Genomic DNA, 21,140 nt, shown 5'->3' with positions numbered 1-21,140 from the left:
GCACAAGCGCCGGGCGGGCCGGCAAACCACAGACACGCTATTTTCCCGACAGGGCTGGCCTGCCGGGCGGAAGGACTTCTTCATGCCGGACCACAGATCCGAGGCCACCCGGTTCATCTCCATTCGCGGCGCGCGCGAACACAATCTGAAGAATGTGGACGTCGACATTCCGCGCGACGAACTGGTGGTGATGACGGGCCTTTCAGGTTCCGGCAAATCCTCGCTGGCCTTCGACACGGTCTATGCGGAGGGGCAGCGGCGCTATGTGGAAAGCCTTTCGGCCTATGCGCGCCAGTTCCTGGAAATGATGCAGAAGCCTGACGTCGACCAGATCGACGGGCTGTCGCCGGCCATCTCCATCGAACAGAAGACGACGTCGCGCAATCCGCGCTCGACGGTGGGAACCGTTACCGAGATCTATGACTACATGCGCCTGCTGTTCGCCCGCGTGGGCGTACCCTACTCGCCGGCGACGGGCCTTCCGATCGAAAGCCAGACGGTCAGCCAGATGGTGGACCGGGTGCTGGAGCTGGAGGAGGGAACCCGGCTCTACCTGCTCGCCCCCATCGTGCGCGGGCGCAAGGGCGAATACCGCAAGGAACTGGCCGAGCTGATGAAAAAGGGCTTCCAGCGGGTCAAGATCGACGGCGAGTTCACCGAGATCGCCGAGGCGCCGGCACTCGACAAGAAGCTCAAGCACGATATCGACGTGGTGGTCGACCGGCTCGTCGTGCGGCCCGACATCGCCAATCGCCTGGCCGACAGTCTGGAGACCGCGCTTGCCCTCGCCGACGGCATCGCCATCGCCGAATTCGCCGACCGGCCGAAGGAGCCGGCCGAGGCGGGCGCGGTGCTGCAGAACCGGAACGAGACGCACGAGCGAATGGTCTTTTCGGAGAAGTTCGCCTGTCCGGTCTCCGGCTTCACGATTCCTGAAATCGAGCCGCGGCTGTTTTCCTTCAACAACCCTTTCGGCGCGTGCCCGTCCTGCGACGGTCTCGGCACCATGCTCTCCTTCGAGGGGGCTCTGGTGGTGCCGGACGGATCGCTGACACTGCGCGGCGGCGCCGTCATGCCATGGGCGAAGACCGGCACATCCTCGCCCTATTACGCGCAGACGCTGGAAGCGATCTGCCGGCACTTCAAGGTTTCGATGAACGATCCGTGGGATGAACTGCCACAAAAGGTGCGCGACGTGATCCTCTACGGCTCGGGCGATGAGGAAATCACCTTCACCTACGATGACGGCGCGCGCAGCTACGAGCGCAAGAAGTCCTTCGAGGGCGTGGTGCGCAACATCGAGCGGCGCTGGCGCGAGACCGATTCCAACTGGGTGCGCGAGGAACTGTCACGCTACCAATCCGACAGCCCCTGCGAGGTCTGCAACGGCTACCGGCTGAAGCCGGAGGCGCTGGCGGTCAAGATCGGCGGCAGGCATATCGGCGAGGTGACGCAGCTTTCAATCCGCAAGGCGGCGGACTGGTTCGAGACGCTGCCGGAGCAGCTCAACACCAAGCAGAACGAAATCGCCCCACGCATTCTCAAGGAGATCCGAGAGCGGCTTAATTTCCTGAACGACGTGGGCCTCGACTACCTGACGCTGTCGCGCAATTCCGGCACGCTTTCGGGCGGCGAGAGCCAGCGCATCCGCCTCGCCTCGCAGATCGGCTCGGGCCTCACCGGCGTGCTCTACGTGCTGGACGAGCCCTCCATCGGCCTGCATCAGCGCGACAATGCCCGCCTGCTCGACACGTTGAAGCGGCTTCGCGACCTTGGCAACACAGTGATCGTGGTGGAACATGACGAGGATGCGATCCTGACCGCCGATCATGTCATCGATGTCGGCCCCGGCGCGGGCGTCCATGGCGGGCGGATCATCGCAGCCGGCACGCCCAAGGACATCATGGAGAATCCCAATTCTCTGACAGGGCGCTATCTGACCGGTGACCTGGAAGTGCCGCTACCAGCCGAACGGCGCAAGATATCCAAGACGCGCCGCCTCAAGGTGGTGGGCGCCACCGGCAACAACCTGAAGAACGTCAGCGCGGAGATACCGCTCGGCACCTTCACCTGCATCACCGGCGTTTCGGGCGGCGGAAAATCGACGCTGTTGCTCGATACCATCTACAAGGCGGTAGCGCGCAGGCTGAACGGCGCGCGCGAGAACCCAGCTCCGCACGAGCGGCTGGAAGGTCTGGAATATCTCGACAAGGTCATCGATATCGACCAGTCGCCGATCGGCCGTACGCCGCGCTCCAATCCGGCAACCTATACGGGCGCATTCACACCGATCCGCGAATGGTTCGCGGGGCTCCCCGAGGCGAAGGCGCGCGGCTATGCGCCTGGGCGCTTCTCGTTCAACGTCAAGGGCGGGCGCTGCGAGGCCTGCCAGGGCGACGGCGTCATCAAGATCGAGATGCACTTCCTGCCCGACGTCTATGTCACCTGCGACGTATGCAAGGGCAAGCGCTACAACCGCGAGACGCTAGAGGTGCAGTTCAAGGGCAAGTCGATCGCCGACGTGCTCGACATGACGGTGGAGGAAGGCGCGGAGTTCTTCTCCGCCGTGCCTTCGGTGCGCGACAAGCTGACGACGCTCAGCGAGGTCGGCCTCGATTACATCAAGGTCGGCCAGCAGGCGACAACGCTTTCGGGCGGCGAGGCGCAGCGCGTCAAGCTAGCCAAGGAACTGTCGAAGCGGGCGACGGGCCGCACGCTCTACATCCTCGACGAGCCGACCACGGGCCTGCATTTCCACGACGTGGCCAAGCTGCTGGAGGTGCTGCATTCGCTGGTCGACCAGGGCAACACCGTGGTGGTGATCGAGCACAATCTGGAGGTCATCAAGACCGCCGACTGGCTGATCGACCTGGGCCCGGAAGGCGGCGACGGCGGCGGCATGATCGTCGGCCAGGGCCGGCCGGAGGACCTCGTCAAAGTCGAGGAGAGCTATACGGGCCGATTCCTGAAGGAACTCCTCGGCCGCCGTCCAAAGAAGAAGCGCGAAGCGGCGGAGTAGACCGGGCACCTCGCCTCGCGGGTCCTCCTTGGTGCTGCCCTTGCGATAGAAGCACCGGGACCGCGAGAAGCGGCGCAATGGCCCTGATCGGCGCGCCCCAGGCGTCAGGGCTTTCGGGCGTCCTTGCTGCCCGCGTTCCAGCGCGCGCGAACGCTCGCCCGTGCGTCGGGGCCCGGGCGTTTTCGGGCTCCGAATCCGGGAAACCTTTGCCAACAGACCGCGCGGCTCGCCTCGTGGAGACGGAATCGGCGTTTCCGTATCCTGATCGGTCGATAACTTTTTTGCATCGCACCATTTTCCCGCACTCCTATTCCGTATCCGTACTTTCCCTGTCGGGAACCGGACTCAGCCGAAACGGGGGTGCGCGAATCCGCGCAGGGGACTGGGATTCGCTTGTTTTCGCTACGTTACCTTCGCGCTTTGCACTGAGTGCAGAGCTGCTATGCGAGCACCCCCCTCGCGGCACAATCGTGATTGTCTTAGGTAGAGATCATCAACGACGCGCTGCACCGCAACAAAGCGGTCACGCAAAGCGAGCTGGACCTGGAGGCGCAAAAATGCTCGACACGATCACGCACCGCTTCCGCAGCTGGCGGAAATATCGCGACACCTACGACGAACTGTCGAAGCTGTCCAACCGAGAACTGCACGATCTTGGGATCGGCCGCACGGACATCGAGTTCATCGCTCGCCGCGCCTCCCGCTAAAAGATCGCGACATAGGGTTTGCGTCCCTGAAGCTACCTCCTCCCAGGCTTCATGGACGTTCCGCAGGGGCTACCTCCTCCCAGGCCCCACGGAGAAAAAGCGCCCGCCGGTACCTCCTCCCACCGGCGGGCGTTTTACCGACACGCCGAAAGGCGCCAGGACGGATCAATCGATCCGGGGCGACATCGGAAAAGCGGAGAAGACAGGTTTGCGTCCCTGAAGCTACCTCCTCCCAGGCTTCATGGACGTTCCGACGGGGCCACCTCCTCCCAGGCCCCAAGGAAAAAAGGCGCTCGCCGGTACCTCCTCCCACCGGCGAGCGCTTTTTCCCAGCCTCGGAATGCGCAAGGCGGGATCGTCAGATCCAACGCGGCAGGACGAGACCTCCGGAAGGGAACCGGGGACGGGAATTGAGAGTTTGCGTCTCTGAAGCTACCTCCTCCCAGGCTTCAGGGATGTTCCGCAGGGGCTACCTCCTCCCAGGCCCCACGGAGAAAAAGCGCCCGCCGGTACCTCCTCCCACCGGCGGGCGTTTTTACCAGGCCGAGCAATGCGCGAAAAATGGTCGCAGACCAGTCGCTAAGTCGGATCTGGTACGGAATTCGCAAAGTTTGCGTCCCTGAAGCTACCTCCTCCCAGGCTTCATGGACGTTCCGCAGGGGCTACCTCCTCCCAGGCCCCACGGTAAAGAAACGCCTGCCGGTACCTCCTCCCACCGGCAGGCGTTTTTTTTGCTTTTTCTCCAAAACTGCCCAAAAGGAAGACGTGCGCGCGGCGTGCCCATTTTCGCGCCACTGCGCCCGGTAATCAGTCGTTAATCCCGGTCTTCACCTCTTGCAGGGCTGCTATGCAGTCAACCAGCTGCCTCTGAATCGTTCAATCGCCTAGATACTGGTCATAGAGTTTACCGCGGCTCCGCCCCACGCCCCAAGAAGCGGGCAGCCCCGGTCTGAAGCCCCAATGGAGATGACCATGTTCAATACCTTCGCTCGCAAGTACCGGTCCTGGAAAAACTACCAACGCACCGTCTCGGAGCTGTCGCGTCTGTCCGACCACGAACTGCACGATCTGGGCATCGGCCGTGGCGACATCGAGTACGTCGCCCGTCGTTCGGTCCACTAAGTTGCTGATAGCGCCTAGGAAGTTCCTCCCACTTTCAAGGCACGGAGCGGGATCGACGTTCCCTTCCTCCCCGCTCGAAAAAAACGCCCGCCGGTAACCTCCCCGGTGGGCGTTTTCTTTTTTCTTACCTGGCGTTCCTGTCGGCTGCGGAAACGGATGCGTGGCTGCTAGAGCGCTTGCTGGAGCATATTCTTGTCGCCCGGATCAATTCTATCCGGTCGGAATATGCTTTAGCCGCCCGGATTTTCGGCAAACCATCTGTTCAGCGTCATGACGTCGGGGCGTTCCCCGTTGTCATGCGTCCACGAGTCGATTGCGTAGGTTCGCCCGCCCTTCTTTTCCGCGACGACGGCGGTAGCATGCGGATAGCGCCCGTCCAGGAAGAACCCCCGGGCGACAGGGCTGCGGACGAAATGATGTTTCAGCATCCCGTGCCGCTCGGCGACGATAAGCAGGCTTGTGGTGTTCGTGGCCTCGTCGATGCAATCCATCTGCCCGGTCACGCCGGAATCGAATGTGAACCCGCCCTTGTCGTTCGCGGAGCCTACAGCCGGGGCGACGCGCCGTTCCTGCCATTGCACGGCACGCGCAATCGCCTCGCGCTCGGCCGCCGGCGACTTGGCACCTTTGGCGAGAATCCCCTTGAGCTTGGCAAGATCCCTGGCGGAAAACGGCACCGTGGTGCGCAAGGCGCAGCCGAAACCGTGGCATATGACGACCTTGTCGCGATGGGGGGCGGCAAGTTTGTGCTGCCCATACCAGCTTGCAGGCGAATTCGCCGCCTGGCCGGCGCAACCGGCCAGGCCCGATCCGGCCGCGCCCAGGGCGATAAGCAGGAGCGCCTCGCGAGCGCGCAACTTGTAATGCCGCATCGGAAATTCCTCTGGCCGGAACTTTCGCCGAATCTCGGGCCGTGGTGGCCGGCCCTGATGCGTCAGACTTACGCAGAAACGTTGCGCGTGCCAAGCTGACGGGCTATCAGCAGCGCGAAGAGAAGCATGCGCTGACCGCCGTATCGGCAAACCCGGCACGAACCAGCGCGAACGCAGAAAATGCGGGAAGATGCTTCGTCGGAGGCCGTGCCGCCGAACCGCCTCGAGCGGAACGCCGCGCGTGCCTGCAACCGGTTTTACAAGAGAACGGGACGAAATCCCATGAACCCGATTCATGTCATCGGCGGCGGCCTCGCCGGTTCTGAGGCCACGTGGCAGATCGCTCAGGCCGGTGTTCCCGTGGTGGTGCACGAGATGCGCCCCCACCGCGCCACTGAGGCGCATGTTAGCGAGGAGCTTGCCGAACTCGTATGCTCCAACTCGTTCCGCTCCGATGATGCGGAACTCAACGCGGTCGGGTTGCTGCATGCGGAGCTGCGGCGGGCAGGCTCGCTGATCATGTCGGCGGGCGATGCCAATCAGGTACCCGCCGGCGGCGCGCTCGCGGTCGACCGGCACGGATTTTCCGCCGCTGTCACCAGGACCCTGGAGGAGCATCCGCTCGTCACCATCGTGCGCGAAGAAATCGACGGCTTGCCGCCGGCCGATTGGGACAGCGTGATCATCGCCACCGGGCCGCTGACCTCGCCCGCGCTGAGCGCCGCCGTCGTCTCTATCACCGACGAGGACGCGCTGGCCTTCTTCGACGCGATCGCGCCGATCGTGCATTTCGACAGCATCGACATGGACAAGGCCTGGTTCCAGTCGCGTTACGACAAGGTGGGCCCCGGCGGCACGGGGGCCGACTACATCAACTGCCCGATGAACCGGGATGAGTACGAGGCCTTTGTCGACGCACTGATCGCGGGCGAGAAGACCGAGTTCAAGGAATGGGAAAAGACGCCCTATTTCGACGGCTGCCTGCCCATCGAGGTAATGGCGGAACGTGGCCGCGAGACACTGCGCCACGGGCCGATGAAGCCGATGGGGCTGACCAATTCCCACAAGCCGGACGAGAAGGCCTATGCCGTCGTCCAGCTTCGTCAGGACAATGCGCTTGGCACGCTCTACAACATGGTCGGCTTCCAGACGAAGCTGAAATACGGCGTTCAAACCGACATATTCCGCATGATCCCGGGGCTGGAGAACGCCCAGTTCGCGCGGCTTGGCGGATTACACCGCAACACCTTCCTCAATTCGCCAAAACTGCTGGACGGATTCCTTCGCCTCAAGGCTGAACCTCGGCTGCGCTTCGCCGGTCAGATCACCGGTTGCGAGGGCTATGTGGAATCCGCCTCCGTCGGCTGCATGGCGGGGCGCTTTGCCGCCGCGCACAGGCTCGGCCGCGAGATCGCACCGCCTCCGGTCACCACGGCCATGGGCGCGCTGCTCAACCACATCACCGTCGGCCATCTGGAAGACGAGGAGCCGGGCAAGCGTTCGTTTCAACCGATGAACGTCAATTTCGGCCTGTTCCCGCCGGTGGAGTTTTCCAAGAAAAGCGAAGACGGCGAGCGCCTCAAGGGCCCGGACAAGGCAAAGGCCAAGAAGCGCGCGTTGACAGCCCGTGCCATGGCCGATTTCGACGCGTGGCTTGCCGGTACCGAAAAGGCGGCGGCGGAGTAGCGCGGCGCACCGCACGTGAGCACGCATCGCGAGAGCGCCTGAGGCCCATTCTTTGAGACGGGCCTGCGGTCCTCCCGCCATGCGCCCGGCGGTCCTTGCGCCTCAGCAGGCTTTCGACTTCGTCGCCTGGCGGCTGGCGCGCCACAGGGTCCACTGGCGGCGCCACTGGGGGATCTCGATCACGTCGTTCAGCGGATCGTAGTCGGGTCGCTCCATGCGGGCGAGATAGCCATCAACCAGCGCAACCGGCAGCAGCGCCGGGCCGCATCCCTGTCCGAGACCCTTGATGTGCAGGCGGGTCTCGCCGAGGTGCCCGCGTATGATGGCGCGCATCTCCGCCAGGCAGGATTTGAGTTCCGGGGTCGTCTCGCCGCTGAAGATAGCCTCGCGATCGACGTTGAAACTGTCTAGCAGATCGCCGGGCAGATAGAGTTGACGCCGTCTCGCATGCCACGGCAGGGCCCGCAGAAGGCCGGTCAGCGCATAAGCAACGCCGCCATGGCCGGAGGCATCGCACACCGCGTGGGCGGGATTGCCGGACAGGATCATCGAGGCGAGTTGGATCGGCACCGACGCGGTCTCGCCAGCATAGCCTTCAAGATCGGCGAGCGTGGGCATCGGGTCTTCATAAAGATCGAAGATTCGCGCCTCGAGCAGGTTGAAAAACGGATCTCGCGGCAGGTCGTGCGCTTCAATCGCCCGTAGCAGAGGGGCCGCGACCGGATGGGCGATCACATCGCCATGCCCCTGGCCGGAGAGGACATCGCGCCACCATTGCAGCCGAACCTCGCCCGGCAGCGCGTCCGAGACCTTGTCGCGGATGCCGGCAACCTCGGTATTGAAGGCATAGAGCGCAAAGACGTCCTGACGCTTGTCCGCAGGCGCGAACAGCGTGGCGAGATACCGGTCCCTGTCGCGTTCGCGGACCAGGTCCTGGCAATAGGTTGGTGCTTCGGTCATTGCTGACAAAGATAGGGGCGCGCGGCCATCTCGCCACCGCACTCTTGTCGCACGAAAGAAATTTTCGGCGCTGCGGCCGCAGTCACCCGTCTCATTCAACGGCAATCAGGGCCGCGGCAACGGCCCTGTTCTCGGCAAGCAGCACGTTGAGCGTGCGCACCGCAGCTCCCGTGGACATGACGTCGGCCATGATGCCGACATCACGGAAACGCTGACGCAGCCTCTCATCAAGACGCACCAATTGCGGACCACAACCAATCAGCAGGATCTCGATATCCTTGGCCTGCTCGAAGACGGGCGCGAAAACGTCGGGACCGAAATCCTCCGCAGAGATCACATCCCAGCCGTGTATCCCGCTTGGAAGCACGATCAAGGAACCACGATGGGACATGTCGGCGAAGCGGAACCCGCCGTCGCCATATGCATCGATCGGCGCGCGGCCGGGGAAATGGGCCTCGCGAATGACGAGGCCCTTCGCCTGCCCCGGCCAGAAGCCCTTGGGACGTTGCGACATCGTGATCGATCTCAGGCCGTTTCCGCCTGCTCCTTTTCCGCCGTGCCTCCGGAGGCGTCGGGACCACGGCGCAGGTTCAGGAAATTGAGCACCGGCGCGGCCACGAAGATCGACGAATAGGTACCCACCAGAACGCCCCAGATCATCGCGAAGGTGAACGAGCGGATGACCTCGCCGCCGAATGTGTAGAGCGACAGCAGCGCGAGCAACGTGGTGAAGGATGTCATCGTCGTGCGCGACAGGGTCTGGTTGATGGCCCGGTCGAGCAGATCCAACAGCGGCATCTTCTTGTACTTGCGCATATCCTCGCGGATCCGGTCATAGACCACGACCGTATCGTTGAGCGAATAGCCGACGATGGTCAGGATCGCGGCGATACTGGACAGCGAGAAGTCCAGATGCAGCACCGCGAACATTCCGATCGTCAGAATGACATCATGCACCGTGGCTATGATCGCGCCAACGGCGAACTGCCATTCGAAGCGGAACCAGATGTAGACCAGCACCGCAAACAGCGACACGACGACCGCGAGGGTTCCCGCCTGAGCGAGCTCACCGGACACACGCGGCCCGACGACCTCGACACGGCGAAAGTCGACCGTGTCGCCGAACGTGTCGCGGATAAGCCCTATGGCCTTCTGCTGGGCCTGCTCGCCGCCCTGCTGACGTTCGATACGGATCAGCACATCATTCGGCGCGCCGAATTCCTGCACCTGAACGTCGCCCAGGTTGAGATCGCGCAGTTCGGAGCGGATATCGCCGATATTGGCGGGCCCGTTCTTCGTGGCGATCTCGACGACGGTTCCGCCTTCGAAATCGATGCCGTAATTCAGGCCCAGCGAGAAGAACATCACGATGGACAGAACGGCGAGCGTGCCGGACAGCGTGAAGCTGATGAACCGGTTCTTCATGAACCCGAAGTGTGTGTTCTCCGGGACAATCCTCAGTAAGCGCATGTCTTTCCCCTTCCGGCTCGCTCAGATCGGCAGCTTCGACGGGCGGCGATTGCGCAGCCACATCGAAACCAGGAACCGGGTGAAGGTGAAGGCCGAGAACACGGTGGTGACAATACCGATGGCAAGCGTCACCGCGAATCCGCGGATCGGGCCGGAGCCGAGATAGAACAGGATCACGGCGGCGATCAGCGTGGTGATGTTGGCATCCAGAATGGTGCCCAACGCACGCGAGAAGCCCGCATCCAGTGCCGAGACGGCAGATCGTCCGTTGCGGACCTCCTCGCGAACGCGTTCATAGATCAGCACGTTCGCATCCACCGCCATGCCGACGGTGAGCACGATACCCGCGATACCGGGCAACGTCAGCGTTGCGCCAAGGAACGAAAGCGCGCCGAAGATCAGGACCATGTTCACGAACAACGCGATGTCGGCGATGATGCCGAACAGGCCGTAGGCGAGGATCATGAAAACGGCGACCGCGACGATGCCAACGAGCGAAGCGATCTTGCCCGCTTCGATACTGTCGGCGCCAAGGCCCGGGCCGACGGTACGCTCTTCGACGATGGTAAGCTTGGCCGGCAGAGCGCCCGCGCGCAGCAGGATGGCGAGATCGTTCGCGCTTTGAACCGTGAAGTTGCCGGAGATCTGCCCGGAGCCGCCGAGGATGGGCTCGCGGATGACCGGCGCCGAGATCACTTCGTTATCGAGGACGATGGCGAACGGACGTCCGACATTCTGCTGGGTCACCTTGGCGAACTTGCGCGCGCCCGAGGTGTTGAAGCGGAACGTCACGACCGGCTGGTTGGAGCGCTGGTCGAAGGTCGCCTGGGAATCCTGAAGGTCCTCACCCGTCAAGAGCGGGGTCTCGTCGATGAGATAGGGCACCGGGGGATCGTCGGTCGAATAGACCAGCAGGTCGCCGGCCGGCGGGCGCGTCTGGATCGCCTGCTGGACATTGGCGTTGCTGTCGACCAGATGGAAGGTCATCTGGGCGGTCTGGCCGATCAGTGTCTTCAGCCGTTCCGGATCGTCGAGACCCGGCGCTTCGACGAGGATGCGATCCTCGCCCTGGCGCTGGATCGACGGCTCGGTGGTGCCGAGTTGGTCGACGCGGCGACGGATCACCTCGATCGACTGATCGACAACCGAGCGGATGCGCTGGGCGAGCCCCTCATCGGTGAAGGAGAACCGGACCAGCCCGTCATCGGCTATCGTGAAAGAAAATTCGTTGATCTGGGTGCCGGCGAAAAGGCTGGCATCAAGCGGATTGACCAGATCCTTGAGCCGCGCGCGCGCCTCGTCGATGCGGCCGGTGTCACGCAGGCGGAACTGGACGGTCTTGTCGTTCTTCACGCCAAGACCGGTGTATCCGATGCGCGGCTCGCTCTGGCGCAGCGACGTGCGGATATCACCGACAAGCGCCTGAAGGCGCTTCTCCTCGTATGATCCGCGGTCGACTTCATACAGCAGATAGGCACCGCCCTGCAGATCGAGACCGAGGACAAGCTGTCGCCCAGGGACCCAATCCGGCCACGACGCAACCTCGTCGCGGGTAAAAAAGTTCGGAATCGTGAAGATGAAGCCGGCGAAAACCACCAGCAGGATCGAAACGACTTTCCAGCGTGCGAAATAAAGCATCATGGGGCGCCCGTGCTGTACCGTCCGGCGGACCGGACGGCGGTGCGTGTCGAAAGGTTATCCGTTTTCCTTGACGGGCTCGCCCTTGGAGCGGACGTCCTGAATCATGGAGCGGACCACCTTGACCTTGACGCCTTCGGCGATCTCGATCTGGGCTTCCGTCTCGTCGAGAACCTTCACCACCTTGCCGACGATGCCGCCGGTGGTCACGACCGTATCGCCGCGACGCAGGGAGCTGACCATCTCCTGATGCTGTTTCATCCGCTGGCGCTGCGGCCGGATGATCAGGAAGTACATGATCGCGAAGATCAGAATGAACGGCAGGATATTCAGCAGCAACTCGCTGCCGCCGGCGGCCGCACCGGTCTGGGCATATGCCGGGGTCACGAACATGGGCCTCTCCTTAGATGTTTGTCTTCAAGCCCCTGCCGGCGCCGCGGGCGCATGCTGGTGGCGGCAATCGAGATGGTCAGCCGGCCGGGGGAACGCAAGTCGCGGCGGACTATAACGGCCAACGGCAGCTTTGCAAGCGAAGCCGGCATCACCCGGTGCGGCGCGAACAAGGCGCCCAAGGCGTACCGCATTCAGCCCCGGCGGCCTTTTGCCGCCTGCCCCGCCATGATAGAGCGCAAAGGCCGATCCGCCCATCTACCGCGAGGCTGGAACAAGGGCGCGCAATCGCCCGAAAATCGGCGGCACACGACAGGAGGCTCGCGTTCAGGCCATGGCAGACAATTCGGAAATCGCACGCATCGGCGACAAGCTCGACCAGCTGATCGAGCTGATCGCGCGGGTCGTGCCGGCGCAGGCGGCGCCGCCCGATTTCGAGGCCGCGGACGCCTTCATCTGGGTGGCGGCGGAACGCCGGCTCGAATCGGTGACGCACGTCAATCGCGTCGCCATGACACTGCTTCAGGCCGTCACCCGCATGCGCGAGACGCTGGTCACCAATACCGAGCGCTTCGCACGCGGGCTGCCGGCCAACAACGCGCTTCTTTGGGGCGCGCGCGGCATGGGCAAGTCGTCGCTGGTCAAGGCCGCCCATGCCCATGTGAACACTGAACTCGCGGCCGAAGGAAAAGCGGCGCTGAAGCTTATCGAGATCCACCGTGAGGATATCGAGACCCTGCCGGCGCTGATGAGCCTTCTGCGCCCTGCCCCGCACCGCTTCATCATCTTTTGCGACGATCTCTCCTTCGACGGCGACGACGCCTCCTACAAGTCGCTGAAGGCTGTGCTTGAAGGCGGCATCGAGGGACGCCCGGCGAATGTCCTTTTCTATGCGACCTCCAACCGGCGCCACCTGCTGCCGCGCGACATGATGGAAAATGAACGCGCCACCGCCATCAATCCCGGCGAGGCGGTGGAAGAGAAGGTGTCGCTTTCGGATCGCTTCGGCCTGTGGATCGGATTTCACAAATGCAGCCAGGACGACTACCTGGAAATGGTTCAGGGCTATGTCGACCATTACGGCCTGACCATCGACCAGGACACGATGCGCGCCGAGGCGATCGAATGGGCGACGACGCGCGGCGCACGTTCAGGCCGCGTCGCCTGGCAATATATCCAGGATCTCGCCGGACGATTGGGCATTGCGCTGGACTGAAGCGGGTGAACCGAACGGGCCGGACCCGGGCACGAGGACCGGCACGGGCACGGGCACGGGCAGACTGAAATGCCGACCCGTTTCCTGTCCATTCCTCATCTTCTAAAAGCGCAGAAGCCCCAAACGGAAAAGGCTCCTCTCACAGCTGTGAGGGGAGCCTTTCGCATTTTCGAGGAAAATACCTGCCCGTCAGGAAGACTTCGGCAGGAACTGCATCGGATCGACCGGCTTGTTGCCGCGGCGCAGCTCGAAGTGGAGCTGGGGCTGGTTCACCGTACCGGTGGAGCCGGCCTTGGCGACGACCTCGCCGCGCCGCACCGTGTCGCCACGACGAACGTCCAGCTCGGAATTGTGGGCATAGGCGGAGACCCAGCCATCGTCGTGGCGGATCAGGACGAGGTTGCCATAGCCCTTGAGCTCGTTGCCGGCATAGATGACCGTGCCGCTTTCGACCGCGCGCACCGCCGTGCCTTCGGGCACAGCGAGATTGATGCCGTCGTTGCGGGTGCCGCCCGGCTTGGAGCCGAAGCTTGAAATGATGCGACCGCGAACGGGCCAGCGGAAGCGGTTGGTGCCGTCATCGGCGACCTGGGCCGGCGTCTCGTCGCGCTGGATCGAGGCGGTGGTGATCGGCTGCTCAGGCGCGGTCTCGCGCTTCACCTCGGCTTCGCCGACGACCTTGGGCCGAGAGACGGGTTCGCTCGTTGCAACGGCTACGCGAGGAGTGGAACTCGACGCGACGGCGGGCTTGCGCGGCGGGCGCGCATCCGTCGAAACGGATGCGACATGCTGTTGCGAGGCTGAACGCGGCCCGGAAACGGAGTGAGGCTCGCGTTCAGGACGCGCCGGCGCGGTTGAAGCCACATGGCTCGCCCGGCGCGGCTTGGAGCTCGGAACGACATCGGCGCTGGAAGCGACGCGGACCGTTTCGGTGCGTGCGGTCGTTGACCTTGTCGAGGCGGTCTGCGTCTGCGGTTGCGGACGGATGACCTTGTGCCCGTTGTAGACATATGTCGGAATGACGATCTGCGATCCGGCGCGAACCTCGTTCGGATCGTTGATGCCGTTGACCGCCACGATCGCCTCTGTCGGCACGCCATAGCGGCGGGCGGCCGAACTCACGGTCTCACCGGGCTCAAGCGTCACGACCGTGCCGCCGGCCGAGGTCCAGCCACCATAGGTACGGCCCTGGCGCGTCTGCGCGTTGGAGGCGATCGGCGCGGGCATGGGCGGCTGCGCGGGCTGGGCCACTGGCTCGCCCTTGGGAATGGAGGCGGTATAGAGGGGCTTGTTCTGGCTGTTCTGGCGGCCCTGGCTCAGCGGCGGCAGGGCGACCGAGGCTACCATCGGCCGCCGCTTCTGCGAAGCGGGGCTGACGGGACCATTGCCGGCGATATCGTCATAGGAGGGCTGCTGGGGAGAGCCACCGAGAATATCGCGCTGATTCGCGGTGCCGCCGGTATAGATCGGATCACCGAAGCGGGACACGGACCCGCTGCAGCCGGCCGCAAGACCGGAAAGAAGCGCAACGGCGGCTACTCTGGTCAGCAAACTGGAGGTCAACTGCAATCGCTTTGCGGACATGGCTCAACTCGATCAGGAACTCTGGCGAAACATCGCGTTGAGTAGAGTTAAGCGCGGTAACGTTGACAAAGACTTAAGGGCGCCCCAATTCGGCACAGCGCAAAGAGGATTGCTCAAGCATAGCGCGGAATTTCAGCATCCGGCATGGAACCGGATTTTGATCACAACCGCGTGGCCAGACCTTCCGCAAGGGGCACGAGCCGCAAGGGCCCGAGATCCGCCTGCTTGCCGTCGCGGGAAAACCGGATAAGCCGTTGCTCTTCGCCCACGAGCCCCACGGGCGCGACGAGCAGCCCCCCTTCGGCCAGATTGTCCATCAAGGGGCCCGGCAGGCTCGACACGGCTCCGGAAAGAAGGATCCGGTCAAACGGTTCCTCCTCGCCTTTGAGTCCGGCAAGCCCGTCCGCATGGCGGACCTCCACATTGGCGAGTTTCAAGGTGACGAGGCGCTGGCGGGCGAGTTCCACGAGCGTGCGGTAGCGCTCCAGAGTGACCACCTGCGCCACCATCTGACCGAGGATCGCCGCCTGATAGCCAGATCCCGTACCGATATGCAGAACCCGATGTTCGGGCTTCAGCTCCAGCGCGGTGATCATCCGCGCCATGGCGGAGGGCGCCGGCGTGGTCTGGCCACACTCGATGGGCAATTGCGTATCGACATAGGCGAGCATGTGTTGGCGGGCCGAGAGGAACAGCCGGCGCGGAACACGCTCGATGGCACCAAGAAGCCGGGTATCGCGTATGCCGCGCGAGCGCAGGTCGAGGATCAGCCCGAGACAGGCTTCGCGCTCGTTCGCGCCGCGCACCGGGGCTTCGTCGTCGGCATCGCTCATGGCGGGCGCCTGTCTTCGCCGGCGGCCGTGGCGGCTGCCGGTCCCACTCTTCAAACGTGCGCCGGCCCCGTAGAATCACCGTACGGGCATCGGCGTCACGGCGCCATTATGCAAGAAAATCGCCCAGATCGCTCAAACTTGCGTGGTCGGTGAGATCCAGCCCCAGCGGCGTCACGGAAATCTTGCCCGCATAGATGGCGTGCAGGTCCGTTCCCGGCTCCGGTTCGGAACGCATGCGGCGGAAACCGATCCAGAAATACGGATTGCCGCGCCCGTCGGCACGTTCGTCGACATAGAGCTGCTCGGCGTTGCGCCGTCCCTGCACCGCGACCTCTATGCCGACCACCGCCTCGGGCGCGCAATCGGGAAAATTGATATTGTAGAACTTGCCGACCGGCTGCGGCCGCTCCAGCAGCCGGCGCAAAAGCTCCGGCGCGTGGTGCTCGGCCGTCTCGAACGGCGGCTTGTCCTTGTTCTGGATACCGTAGGCCTGGGAGAGCGCAACCGAGCGGATCCCCAGCAGCGTGCCTTCCATGGCGCCGGCCACGGTACCGGAATAGGTCACGTCATCGGCCAGGTTCTGACCACGGTTGACACCCGAGATCACCAGGTCCGGCGCTTCTTTCATGATGTGCTTGACGCCCATGATGACGCAATCGGTGGGCGTGCCGCGCACGGCGTAGCGGTTGAAACCGAGAGAGCGCAGGCGCAGAGGGTCGTTGAGCGAAAGTGAATGCGCGACGCCGCTCTGGTCGCTCTCCGGTGCCACGACCCAGACCTCGTCGGTCAGCGTGCGGGCGATGCTCTCGGCCACCTTCAGGCCGGGCGCATGGATACCGTCATCATTGGTGACCAGAATTCGCATTATCTCTTTCCCGAACCGTTCACGTCGTGGCGCTTGATTTCTTCCCGATCACCTCGACGCCGCCCATCAGCGGACGCAGGACGTCCGGAATGGTCACGGAGCCATCGGCGTTCTGGTAATTCTCGACAACCGCGATCAGAGCCCGGCCAACGGCAAGGCCCGAGCCGTTGAGCGTGTGGACGAACTGCACGCCCTTCTCGTTTGCCGGCCGGAAGCGGGCATTCATGCGCCGGGCCTGGAAGTCGCCGCAGACCGAACAGGACGAGATTTCGCGATAGGCGTTCTGCCCCGGCAGCCAGACCTCGATATCGTAGGTCTTGCGTGCACCGAAGCCCATGTCGCCGGTGCACAGCGTGACCACGCGATAGTGCAGGCCCAGCCGCTTCAGCACCTCCTCGGCGCAGGCGAGCATGCGCTCGTGCTCGGCGATCGATTCATCGGGCTTCGTGATCGAGACCAGCTCGCACTTCTGGAACTGGTGCTGGCGCAGGATGCCGCGCATGTCGCGCCCGGCCGCCCCGGCTTCGGAGCGGAAGCAGTAGGTCAGCGCGGTCACCCGCATCGGCAGCGCACCCTCGTCGAGGATTTCCTCACGCACCAGATTGGTGAGTGGCACCTCGGCGGTGGGGATCAGCCAGCGCCCTTCCGTGGTCTTGAACAGGTCTTCTTCAAACTTCGGCAACTGGGCCGTTCCGTAGAGCGGATCATCGCGCACCAGAAGCGGCGGGGAGACTTCCTCGTAGCCGTTCTCCCGGGTGTGCAGGTTGATCATGAACTGGCCAAGCGCCCGCTCAAGGGCCGCCAGTTCGCCGCGCAGGACGGCGAAACGTGCGCCGGAGAGCTTCGCAGCGCGTTCGAAATCGAATTCGTCGACGAGCCCGGCGATCTCGAAATGCTCCTTCGGCTCGAAGTCGAAGCCGGGCTTTTCGCCGTGGACGTGGTGGACCACGTTGTCGTTCTCATCCGCCCCGACCGGCACATCGTCCAGCGGCACGTTCGGGATGACCGCGAGCGCGCTTTCCAGCGCCTCATCGAGCCGGCGCGCTTCTTCTTCGCCCGATTGCACGAAGGTCTTGATCTCGGCGATCTCGTCGATGAGCGCCTTGGCCTTCACCTCGTCGCCGGAGGCCTTGGCCTTGCCGATCTCCTTGGAGGCGGCGTTGCGGCGCTCCTGGGCTTCCTGCAGGCGGGTAACATGGGTGCGGCGGGCGTCGTCGAGGCCGATCAGACGGGCGGCGGCGGGCTCGGCGCCCCGGGTCTGAAGCGCACGGTCGAGCGCTTCCGGATTGGCGCGGATCCACTTGATATCGAGCATTGGTCTTTTCCGGGGTCAGTTCCGGTTGAGGATGGGCCGGCAAATCCTGCCAGAGCGCTTGATGCGCGGGGCCCAGGGCAAGGCGAAACCGCAGAGACGAACCCGTCAGTCCGCGTCGCGTTCTGCCCTGGCCTCCTCGCGCCGGCGTTCGACGAACTTCACGGCGAGAATGGAGAACTCGTAGAGGAGCAGGGTCGGGATCGCAAGGCCGATCTGGCTGATCGGATCCGGCGGGGTCAGCACCGCGGCCATGATGAAGGTGATCACCACCGCCCACTTGCGCTTTTCCTTCAGCGTCTGCGAGCTGATGAGACCGACGCGCGCCAGCAGCGTCAGGACAACGGGAAGCTGGAACACAAGGCCGAAAGCGAAGATCAGAACCATGATGAGGCCGAGATATTCGCTGACCTTGGGCAGGTGCTTGATCGCCGCCTGGGTCGCCGTGCCGGCCTGCTCCATCGACAGGAAGAAGGTCATCGCCATGGGCATGACCAGAAAATAGACCAGGCAGGCGCCGATGGCGAAAAGAATGGGCGTGGCGAAGAGATACGGCAGGAAGGCACCGCGCTCGTTCTTGTAGAGGCCGGGCGCGACAAACATGTAGACCTGCGTCGCGATCACAGGAAACGCCAGGAACAGCGCTCCGAAGAGCGCAAGCTTCAGCTGCGTGAAGAAATATTCCTGCGGCGCAGTGTAGATCAGCTCAAGCGGGTGCTGCGGCCCCGCCGCCCACTCGTAGGGACGGATCAGGATGTTGAAGATGTCGGACGCGAAATAGATGCAGATGAAGAAGGCGATCAGGATCGCGATGACCGACTTGATCAGCCGCGAACGCAGCTCGATCAGGTGTTCGATCAGCGGGGCCTTGGATGCCTCGACCTCGTCGATATCTGCCTCGTTCATGACGTGCTCCCGGCATCAGACTTGTCACCGCCAACGGCCGGTGTCGCGGCCTTGGCCGCTGTCGTTTTCGCCTTGGCGGTTCCCGCTGTCTTCTTTGCCGTGGCGGACTTCGTCGATTTGGCGGCCGCGGGCTTCGCCGCTCCGGATTTCGCCGTCGCCGCCTTTGTTGACGAGGCGGATTTCGTGGTCGTGGACCGGGAATCCGGCTTTTTCGTCGCGGACGCCTTGGAGGTAGTGGGTGCCTTGGAGGTAGCGGATGCCTTGGCGCGCGTGGCCTTGGTCTTTGCCCCCGTGGCCGAGGTCGGCTTGGCGGGAGCATCTTCGGAGACAGGCGTTTCCGCAACCGGCGCTTTCGAGGCGACCGCGACATCGCCGGACTTTTCAGCCGGTACAGCGGGCTCCACAGGCTTGTCCTCGACCTTTTGAGGCGCTTCGCCCGTATCGATGCGCTTGTTGACGTCCTTCGCCAGGTCGTCGCCCGCCTTCTTTATCGGTTCGATGGATTTCTTGATGTCCCCGAGCGGATCGAAATTGCCCACTTCCTCCACCTGCTTGCGCATCTCGTCGATGTCAGCCTGCTTCTCGGCCTCGCGCAGCGCGTCGTTGAAGGTGGACTGGAATTCGTTCGCCATGCGGCGGAGCTTGCCGACCATCTGGCCGAAGGTGCGCAACATGCGTGGCAGGTCCTTCGGACCCACCACGATGATCGCAATACAGGCGACAACCAGAAGCTCAGTCCAGCCGATATCGAACATAGACGATCATTCCTGCCGGAATCCGATCACAATAGGGACGCAACCCCGCAAGGACCTCCGGCTCCGGGAGATCCGAGACGCATGCCCAAGCCTGGGCCCGCGCCTTCCGGGTCATTGCGGGCGGCACGTGACGGCGGACCGGTCCGCCCGCCATCGCATCAAGACGCGCAGGTCAGCCCGTGGTCTTGGTCTGATCCTCGGTCTGCTTGGGCGAGACAGTGTCCGAAGCCTGATGGTCGATGGTTTTGTTGGCAGGCTTCGCCTCGTCTTCTTCGTCGTCTTCCGCCATGCCCTTCTTGAAGCTCTTGATTCCCTTCGCCACGTCCCCCATCAGATCGGAAATCCTGCCCCGACCGAACAAGAGGATCGCCACCACGGCGATGATCAGAATCTGCCAGATACTCAAACCCATCTCACAACTCCCGCTGGTACGGCGATCACACTTTCCCCCGAACGAGGACCGCCTGTGCTCTGACAGCACTTAAGGCGTCAAGCGAAAGACCGCAACCGATTTCCATGTCCGACACGGCTTCAATGCGGCCTTCGGCATGCATTGTGTCCGGATTGTCCGCATATCACCCGGCCCGCGTTGATCCCGAGCGGGTTCCTTCCGCTCAGGCGGTTTCGTCAGGACGAGTTGCGCTCTGCGGTGCGGGCCTACCGCTGTCGCTGGCGAAGACCAGAATATCCCGTGCCTCGACCGCCAATGCGACATCAAGCCCCGACCGAAATCCCTGACCGGTCCGCACCCGCGCCTTGAGCGGGCGCGACAGACCGTCCACGGCGATATCGAGCTGGTCGACCTCGCCAAGGAAATGGCGATTGACGATACGCCCCGCAACACCTTCGCCGGGGCCTTCCCACAAGGTGACCCGCACCGCATGCGGCCGCAGGCAGGCGATCGCGGAGGTGCCGTCATCCAGTTCGGGGGCCGGAAAACGGCCGAGAACCGTTTCCAAGGCGCCGCCGACGACCGTGCCTTCCAGTTCGTTAAGTTCGGAGAAAAAGCGCGCGGCGAAGATATCAGCGGGATGATTGTAGAGGGCATCCGCCGTTCCCAGCTGGATCAACCGGCCGGCGCGCATCAGGGCGATGCGGTCGCCCATGCGCAGGGCTTCTTCAGGATCATGGGTAACGACGATGCAGGTCGCGCGCGTTTCGCGCAAAACGGCCATGGTTTCGTCGCGAACGCTGTCGCGCATGCGCCTGTCGAGGCCGGAGAACGGTTCGTCCATCAGCAGCACGGAAGGACGGGGCGCGATGGCGCGCGCCAGTGCCACGCGCTGCTGTTCGCCGCCCGAAAGCGCATGCGGATAGTCACGCGCATAGTTCTTGAGGCCCACCCGTTCGAGCGCGTGCAACGCCTCCCGTTCGGCCTCCGCCGGCGGCAGCGCGGTCAGCCCGAAGCGCACGTTGTCGAGAATGGAGAGATGCGGGAAGAGCGCGTAGTCCTGAAACATCAGGCCGATTCCGCGTTTCTCCGGCGGCAGAAAGGCATCGGGCCCGGCGATCTCGCGGTCGTTGATCACCACTCGGCCCGCGCGTTGACGCTCCACACCGGCGGCTATGCGCAGAAGAGTCGTCTTGCCGCAGCCCGAATGCCCGAGCAGACACAGCACCTCGCCCGGTTCGACCGTCAGCGACACGTCGCGCACGGAGGCCACACCCTCATAGGCATGCGAGATCGCCTCGAAGGACAGGCGCGCGGCGATCGCGGCGCCCGCGGTTCCCCACTCCCCCCAACGATCCGCGCGTCCCGCACGCGATTGCGCGCCCTTTCCCGCATCGCCGTGCGTTGCGACGAT

Annotated in this window: 19 protein-coding genes; 5 read left to right on the top strand and 14 right to left on the bottom strand. The window is 63.8% G+C overall.

Annotated elements, in window-relative coordinates; genetic code table 11:
- Positions 1-82 precede the first annotated feature (82 nt).
- From uvrA to C8N35_RS14155, 3 genes are all read left to right on the top strand, one after another.
- Entirely contained in the window at positions 83-3,019 is a 2,937-nt protein-coding gene (gene uvrA / locus C8N35_RS14165; protein WP_107990361.1) for an excinuclease ABC subunit UvrA, read from the top strand.
- Between the two features lie 557 nt (positions 3,020-3,576).
- The gene (locus C8N35_RS14160; protein ID WP_107990360.1) at positions 3,577-3,726 is read left to right on the top strand and encodes a DUF1127 domain-containing protein; all 150 of its coding nucleotides are present in this window, start codon (positions 3,577-3,579) and stop codon (positions 3,724-3,726) included.
- A 972-nt stretch (positions 3,727-4,698) separates the two neighbouring features.
- Positions 4,699-4,848 (top strand): DUF1127 domain-containing protein, encoded by a 150-nt coding sequence (locus C8N35_RS14155; protein WP_107990560.1) that lies wholly within the window; start codon positions 4,699-4,701, stop codon positions 4,846-4,848.
- 230 nt (positions 4,849-5,078) lie between these two features.
- On the opposite strand, the gene C8N35_RS14150 is transcribed toward C8N35_RS14155, so the two are convergent.
- Complete coding sequence (locus C8N35_RS14150; protein WP_245926792.1) at positions 5,079-5,720, bottom strand: hypothetical protein; 642 nt, start codon at positions 5,718-5,720, stop codon at positions 5,079-5,081.
- A gap of 282 nt (positions 5,721-6,002) precedes the next feature.
- Between C8N35_RS14150 and trmFO the strand changes: the two genes are divergently transcribed.
- On the top strand, positions 6,003-7,406 hold the full coding sequence (gene trmFO, locus C8N35_RS14145) for a methylenetetrahydrofolate--tRNA-(uracil(54)-C(5))-methyltransferase (FADH(2)-oxidizing) TrmFO (protein WP_107990558.1): 1,404 nt from the start codon (positions 6,003-6,005) through the stop codon (positions 7,404-7,406).
- A gap of 102 nt (positions 7,407-7,508) precedes the next feature.
- On the opposite strand, the gene C8N35_RS14140 is transcribed toward trmFO, so the two are convergent.
- The 5 genes from C8N35_RS14140 to yajC form a co-directional block, all read right to left on the bottom strand.
- Positions 7,509-8,366 (bottom strand): phytoene/squalene synthase family protein, encoded by an 858-nt coding sequence (locus C8N35_RS14140; protein ID WP_107990359.1) that lies wholly within the window; start codon positions 8,364-8,366, stop codon positions 7,509-7,511.
- 91 nt (positions 8,367-8,457) lie between these two features.
- Positions 8,458-8,880, bottom strand: a complete 423-nt coding sequence (locus C8N35_RS14135; RefSeq protein WP_107990358.1) for an Mth938-like domain-containing protein — start codon at positions 8,878-8,880, stop codon at positions 8,458-8,460.
- An 11-nt stretch (positions 8,881-8,891) separates the two neighbouring features.
- Positions 8,892-9,836, bottom strand: a complete 945-nt coding sequence (gene secF, locus C8N35_RS24100; RefSeq protein WP_107990357.1) for a protein translocase subunit SecF — start codon at positions 9,834-9,836, stop codon at positions 8,892-8,894.
- 21 nt (positions 9,837-9,857) lie between these two features.
- Positions 9,858-11,474 carry a protein translocase subunit SecD gene (secD, locus tag C8N35_RS24095; protein WP_107990557.1) on the bottom strand — a complete coding sequence of 539 codons (1,617 nt, stop codon included), beginning with the start codon at positions 11,472-11,474 and terminating at the stop codon, positions 9,858-9,860.
- 57 nt (positions 11,475-11,531) lie between these two features.
- Positions 11,532-11,867, bottom strand: a complete 336-nt coding sequence (gene yajC, locus C8N35_RS14120; protein ID WP_107990356.1) for a preprotein translocase subunit YajC — start codon at positions 11,865-11,867, stop codon at positions 11,532-11,534.
- A gap of 331 nt (positions 11,868-12,198) precedes the next feature.
- Here yajC and C8N35_RS14115 point away from each other — a divergent pair, with 331 nt between their 5' ends.
- A complete protein-coding gene (locus C8N35_RS14115) occupies positions 12,199-13,080 on the top strand; it encodes an ATP-binding protein (RefSeq protein WP_107990355.1) in 882 nt (293 codons plus the stop codon).
- 189 nt (positions 13,081-13,269) lie between these two features.
- Here the strand turns inward: C8N35_RS14115 and C8N35_RS14110 are convergent, their stop codons facing one another.
- The 8 genes from C8N35_RS14110 to C8N35_RS14075 all read right to left on the bottom strand — a co-directional run bounded on the left by C8N35_RS14110 (position 13,270) and on the right by C8N35_RS14075 (position 21,047).
- Complete coding sequence (locus C8N35_RS14110) at positions 13,270-14,664, bottom strand: M23 family metallopeptidase (protein WP_107990354.1); 1,395 nt, start codon at positions 14,662-14,664, stop codon at positions 13,270-13,272.
- 161 nt (positions 14,665-14,825) lie between these two features.
- The gene (locus tag C8N35_RS14105) at positions 14,826-15,497 is read right to left on the bottom strand and encodes a protein-L-isoaspartate(D-aspartate) O-methyltransferase (protein WP_107990353.1); all 672 of its coding nucleotides are present in this window, start codon (positions 15,495-15,497) and stop codon (positions 14,826-14,828) included.
- Between the two features lie 106 nt (positions 15,498-15,603).
- Positions 15,604-16,362, bottom strand: coding sequence for a 5'/3'-nucleotidase SurE (gene surE / locus C8N35_RS14100; RefSeq protein WP_107990352.1), 759 nt, complete (start codon positions 16,360-16,362; stop codon positions 15,604-15,606).
- A gap of 19 nt (positions 16,363-16,381) precedes the next feature.
- A complete protein-coding gene (gene serS, locus C8N35_RS14095) occupies positions 16,382-17,677 on the bottom strand; it encodes a serine--tRNA ligase (RefSeq protein ID WP_107990351.1) in 1,296 nt (431 codons plus the stop codon).
- A gap of 105 nt (positions 17,678-17,782) precedes the next feature.
- Positions 17,783-18,580 carry a twin-arginine translocase subunit TatC gene (tatC, locus tag C8N35_RS14090; RefSeq protein ID WP_107990350.1) on the bottom strand — a complete coding sequence of 266 codons (798 nt, stop codon included), beginning with the start codon at positions 18,578-18,580 and terminating at the stop codon, positions 17,783-17,785.
- Entirely contained in the window at positions 18,577-19,335 is a 759-nt protein-coding gene (gene tatB / locus C8N35_RS24250) for a Sec-independent protein translocase protein TatB (protein WP_210203532.1), read from the bottom strand. The genes tatC and tatB overlap by 4 nt, the downstream gene beginning before the upstream one ends.
- Before the next feature lie 172 nt (positions 19,336-19,507).
- Positions 19,508-19,747 (bottom strand): twin-arginine translocase TatA/TatE family subunit, encoded by a 240-nt coding sequence (locus C8N35_RS14080; protein ID WP_107990349.1) that lies wholly within the window; start codon positions 19,745-19,747, stop codon positions 19,508-19,510.
- Positions 19,748-19,949: 202 nt separating this feature from the next.
- Positions 19,950-21,047 (bottom strand): ABC transporter ATP-binding protein, encoded by a 1,098-nt coding sequence (locus C8N35_RS14075; protein WP_245926803.1) that lies wholly within the window; start codon positions 21,045-21,047, stop codon positions 19,950-19,952.
- Positions 21,048-21,140 lie beyond the last annotated feature (93 nt).

It is taken from the genome of Breoghania corrubedonensis (genome assembly GCF_003053845.1).
Lineage (GTDB): Bacteria > Pseudomonadota > Alphaproteobacteria > Rhizobiales > Stappiaceae > Breoghania > Breoghania corrubedonensis.
Note: the sequence above shows the minus strand (reverse complement) of the source record. Positions and strands in the feature narration are given on the sequence as shown.

Bases quoted from the DNA above. Each gene is read 5' to 3' on its own strand.
- uvrA (WP_107990361.1), top strand. From the start codon at position 83: ATGCCGGACCACAGATCCGAGGCCACCCGGTTCATCTCCATTCGCGGC.
- C8N35_RS14160 (WP_107990360.1), top strand. From the start codon at position 3,577: ATGCTCGACACGATCACGCACCGCTTCCGCAGCTGGCGGAAATATCGC.
- C8N35_RS14155 (WP_107990560.1), top strand. From the start codon at position 4,699: ATGTTCAATACCTTCGCTCGCAAGTACCGGTCCTGGAAAAACTACCAA.
- C8N35_RS14150 (WP_245926792.1), bottom strand. From the start codon at position 5,720: ATGCGGCATTACAAGTTGCGCGCTCGCGAGGCGCTCCTGCTTATCGCC.
- trmFO (WP_107990558.1), top strand. From the start codon at position 6,003: ATGAACCCGATTCATGTCATCGGCGGCGGCCTCGCCGGTTCTGAGGCC.
- C8N35_RS14140 (WP_107990359.1), bottom strand. From the start codon at position 8,366: ATGACCGAAGCACCAACCTATTGCCAGGACCTGGTCCGCGAACGCGAC.
- C8N35_RS14135 (WP_107990358.1), bottom strand. From the start codon at position 8,880: ATGTCGCAACGTCCCAAGGGCTTCTGGCCGGGGCAGGCGAAGGGCCTC.
- secF (WP_107990357.1), bottom strand. From the start codon at position 9,836: ATGCGCTTACTGAGGATTGTCCCGGAGAACACACACTTCGGGTTCATG.
- secD (WP_107990557.1), bottom strand. From the start codon at position 11,474: ATGCTTTATTTCGCACGCTGGAAAGTCGTTTCGATCCTGCTGGTGGTT.
- yajC (WP_107990356.1), bottom strand. From the start codon at position 11,867: ATGTTCGTGACCCCGGCATATGCCCAGACCGGTGCGGCCGCCGGCGGC.
- C8N35_RS14115 (WP_107990355.1), top strand. From the start codon at position 12,199: ATGGCAGACAATTCGGAAATCGCACGCATCGGCGACAAGCTCGACCAG.
- C8N35_RS14110 (WP_107990354.1), bottom strand. From the start codon at position 14,664: ATGTCCGCAAAGCGATTGCAGTTGACCTCCAGTTTGCTGACCAGAGTA.
- C8N35_RS14105 (WP_107990353.1), bottom strand. From the start codon at position 15,497: ATGAGCGATGCCGACGACGAAGCCCCGGTGCGCGGCGCGAACGAGCGC.
- surE (WP_107990352.1), bottom strand. From the start codon at position 16,362: ATGCGAATTCTGGTCACCAATGATGACGGTATCCATGCGCCCGGCCTG.
- serS (WP_107990351.1), bottom strand. From the start codon at position 17,677: ATGCTCGATATCAAGTGGATCCGCGCCAATCCGGAAGCGCTCGACCGT.
- tatC (WP_107990350.1), bottom strand. From the start codon at position 18,580: ATGAACGAGGCAGATATCGACGAGGTCGAGGCATCCAAGGCCCCGCTG.
- tatB (WP_210203532.1), bottom strand. From the start codon at position 19,335: ATGTTCGATATCGGCTGGACTGAGCTTCTGGTTGTCGCCTGTATTGCG.
- C8N35_RS14080 (WP_107990349.1), bottom strand. From the start codon at position 19,747: ATGGGTTTGAGTATCTGGCAGATTCTGATCATCGCCGTGGTGGCGATC.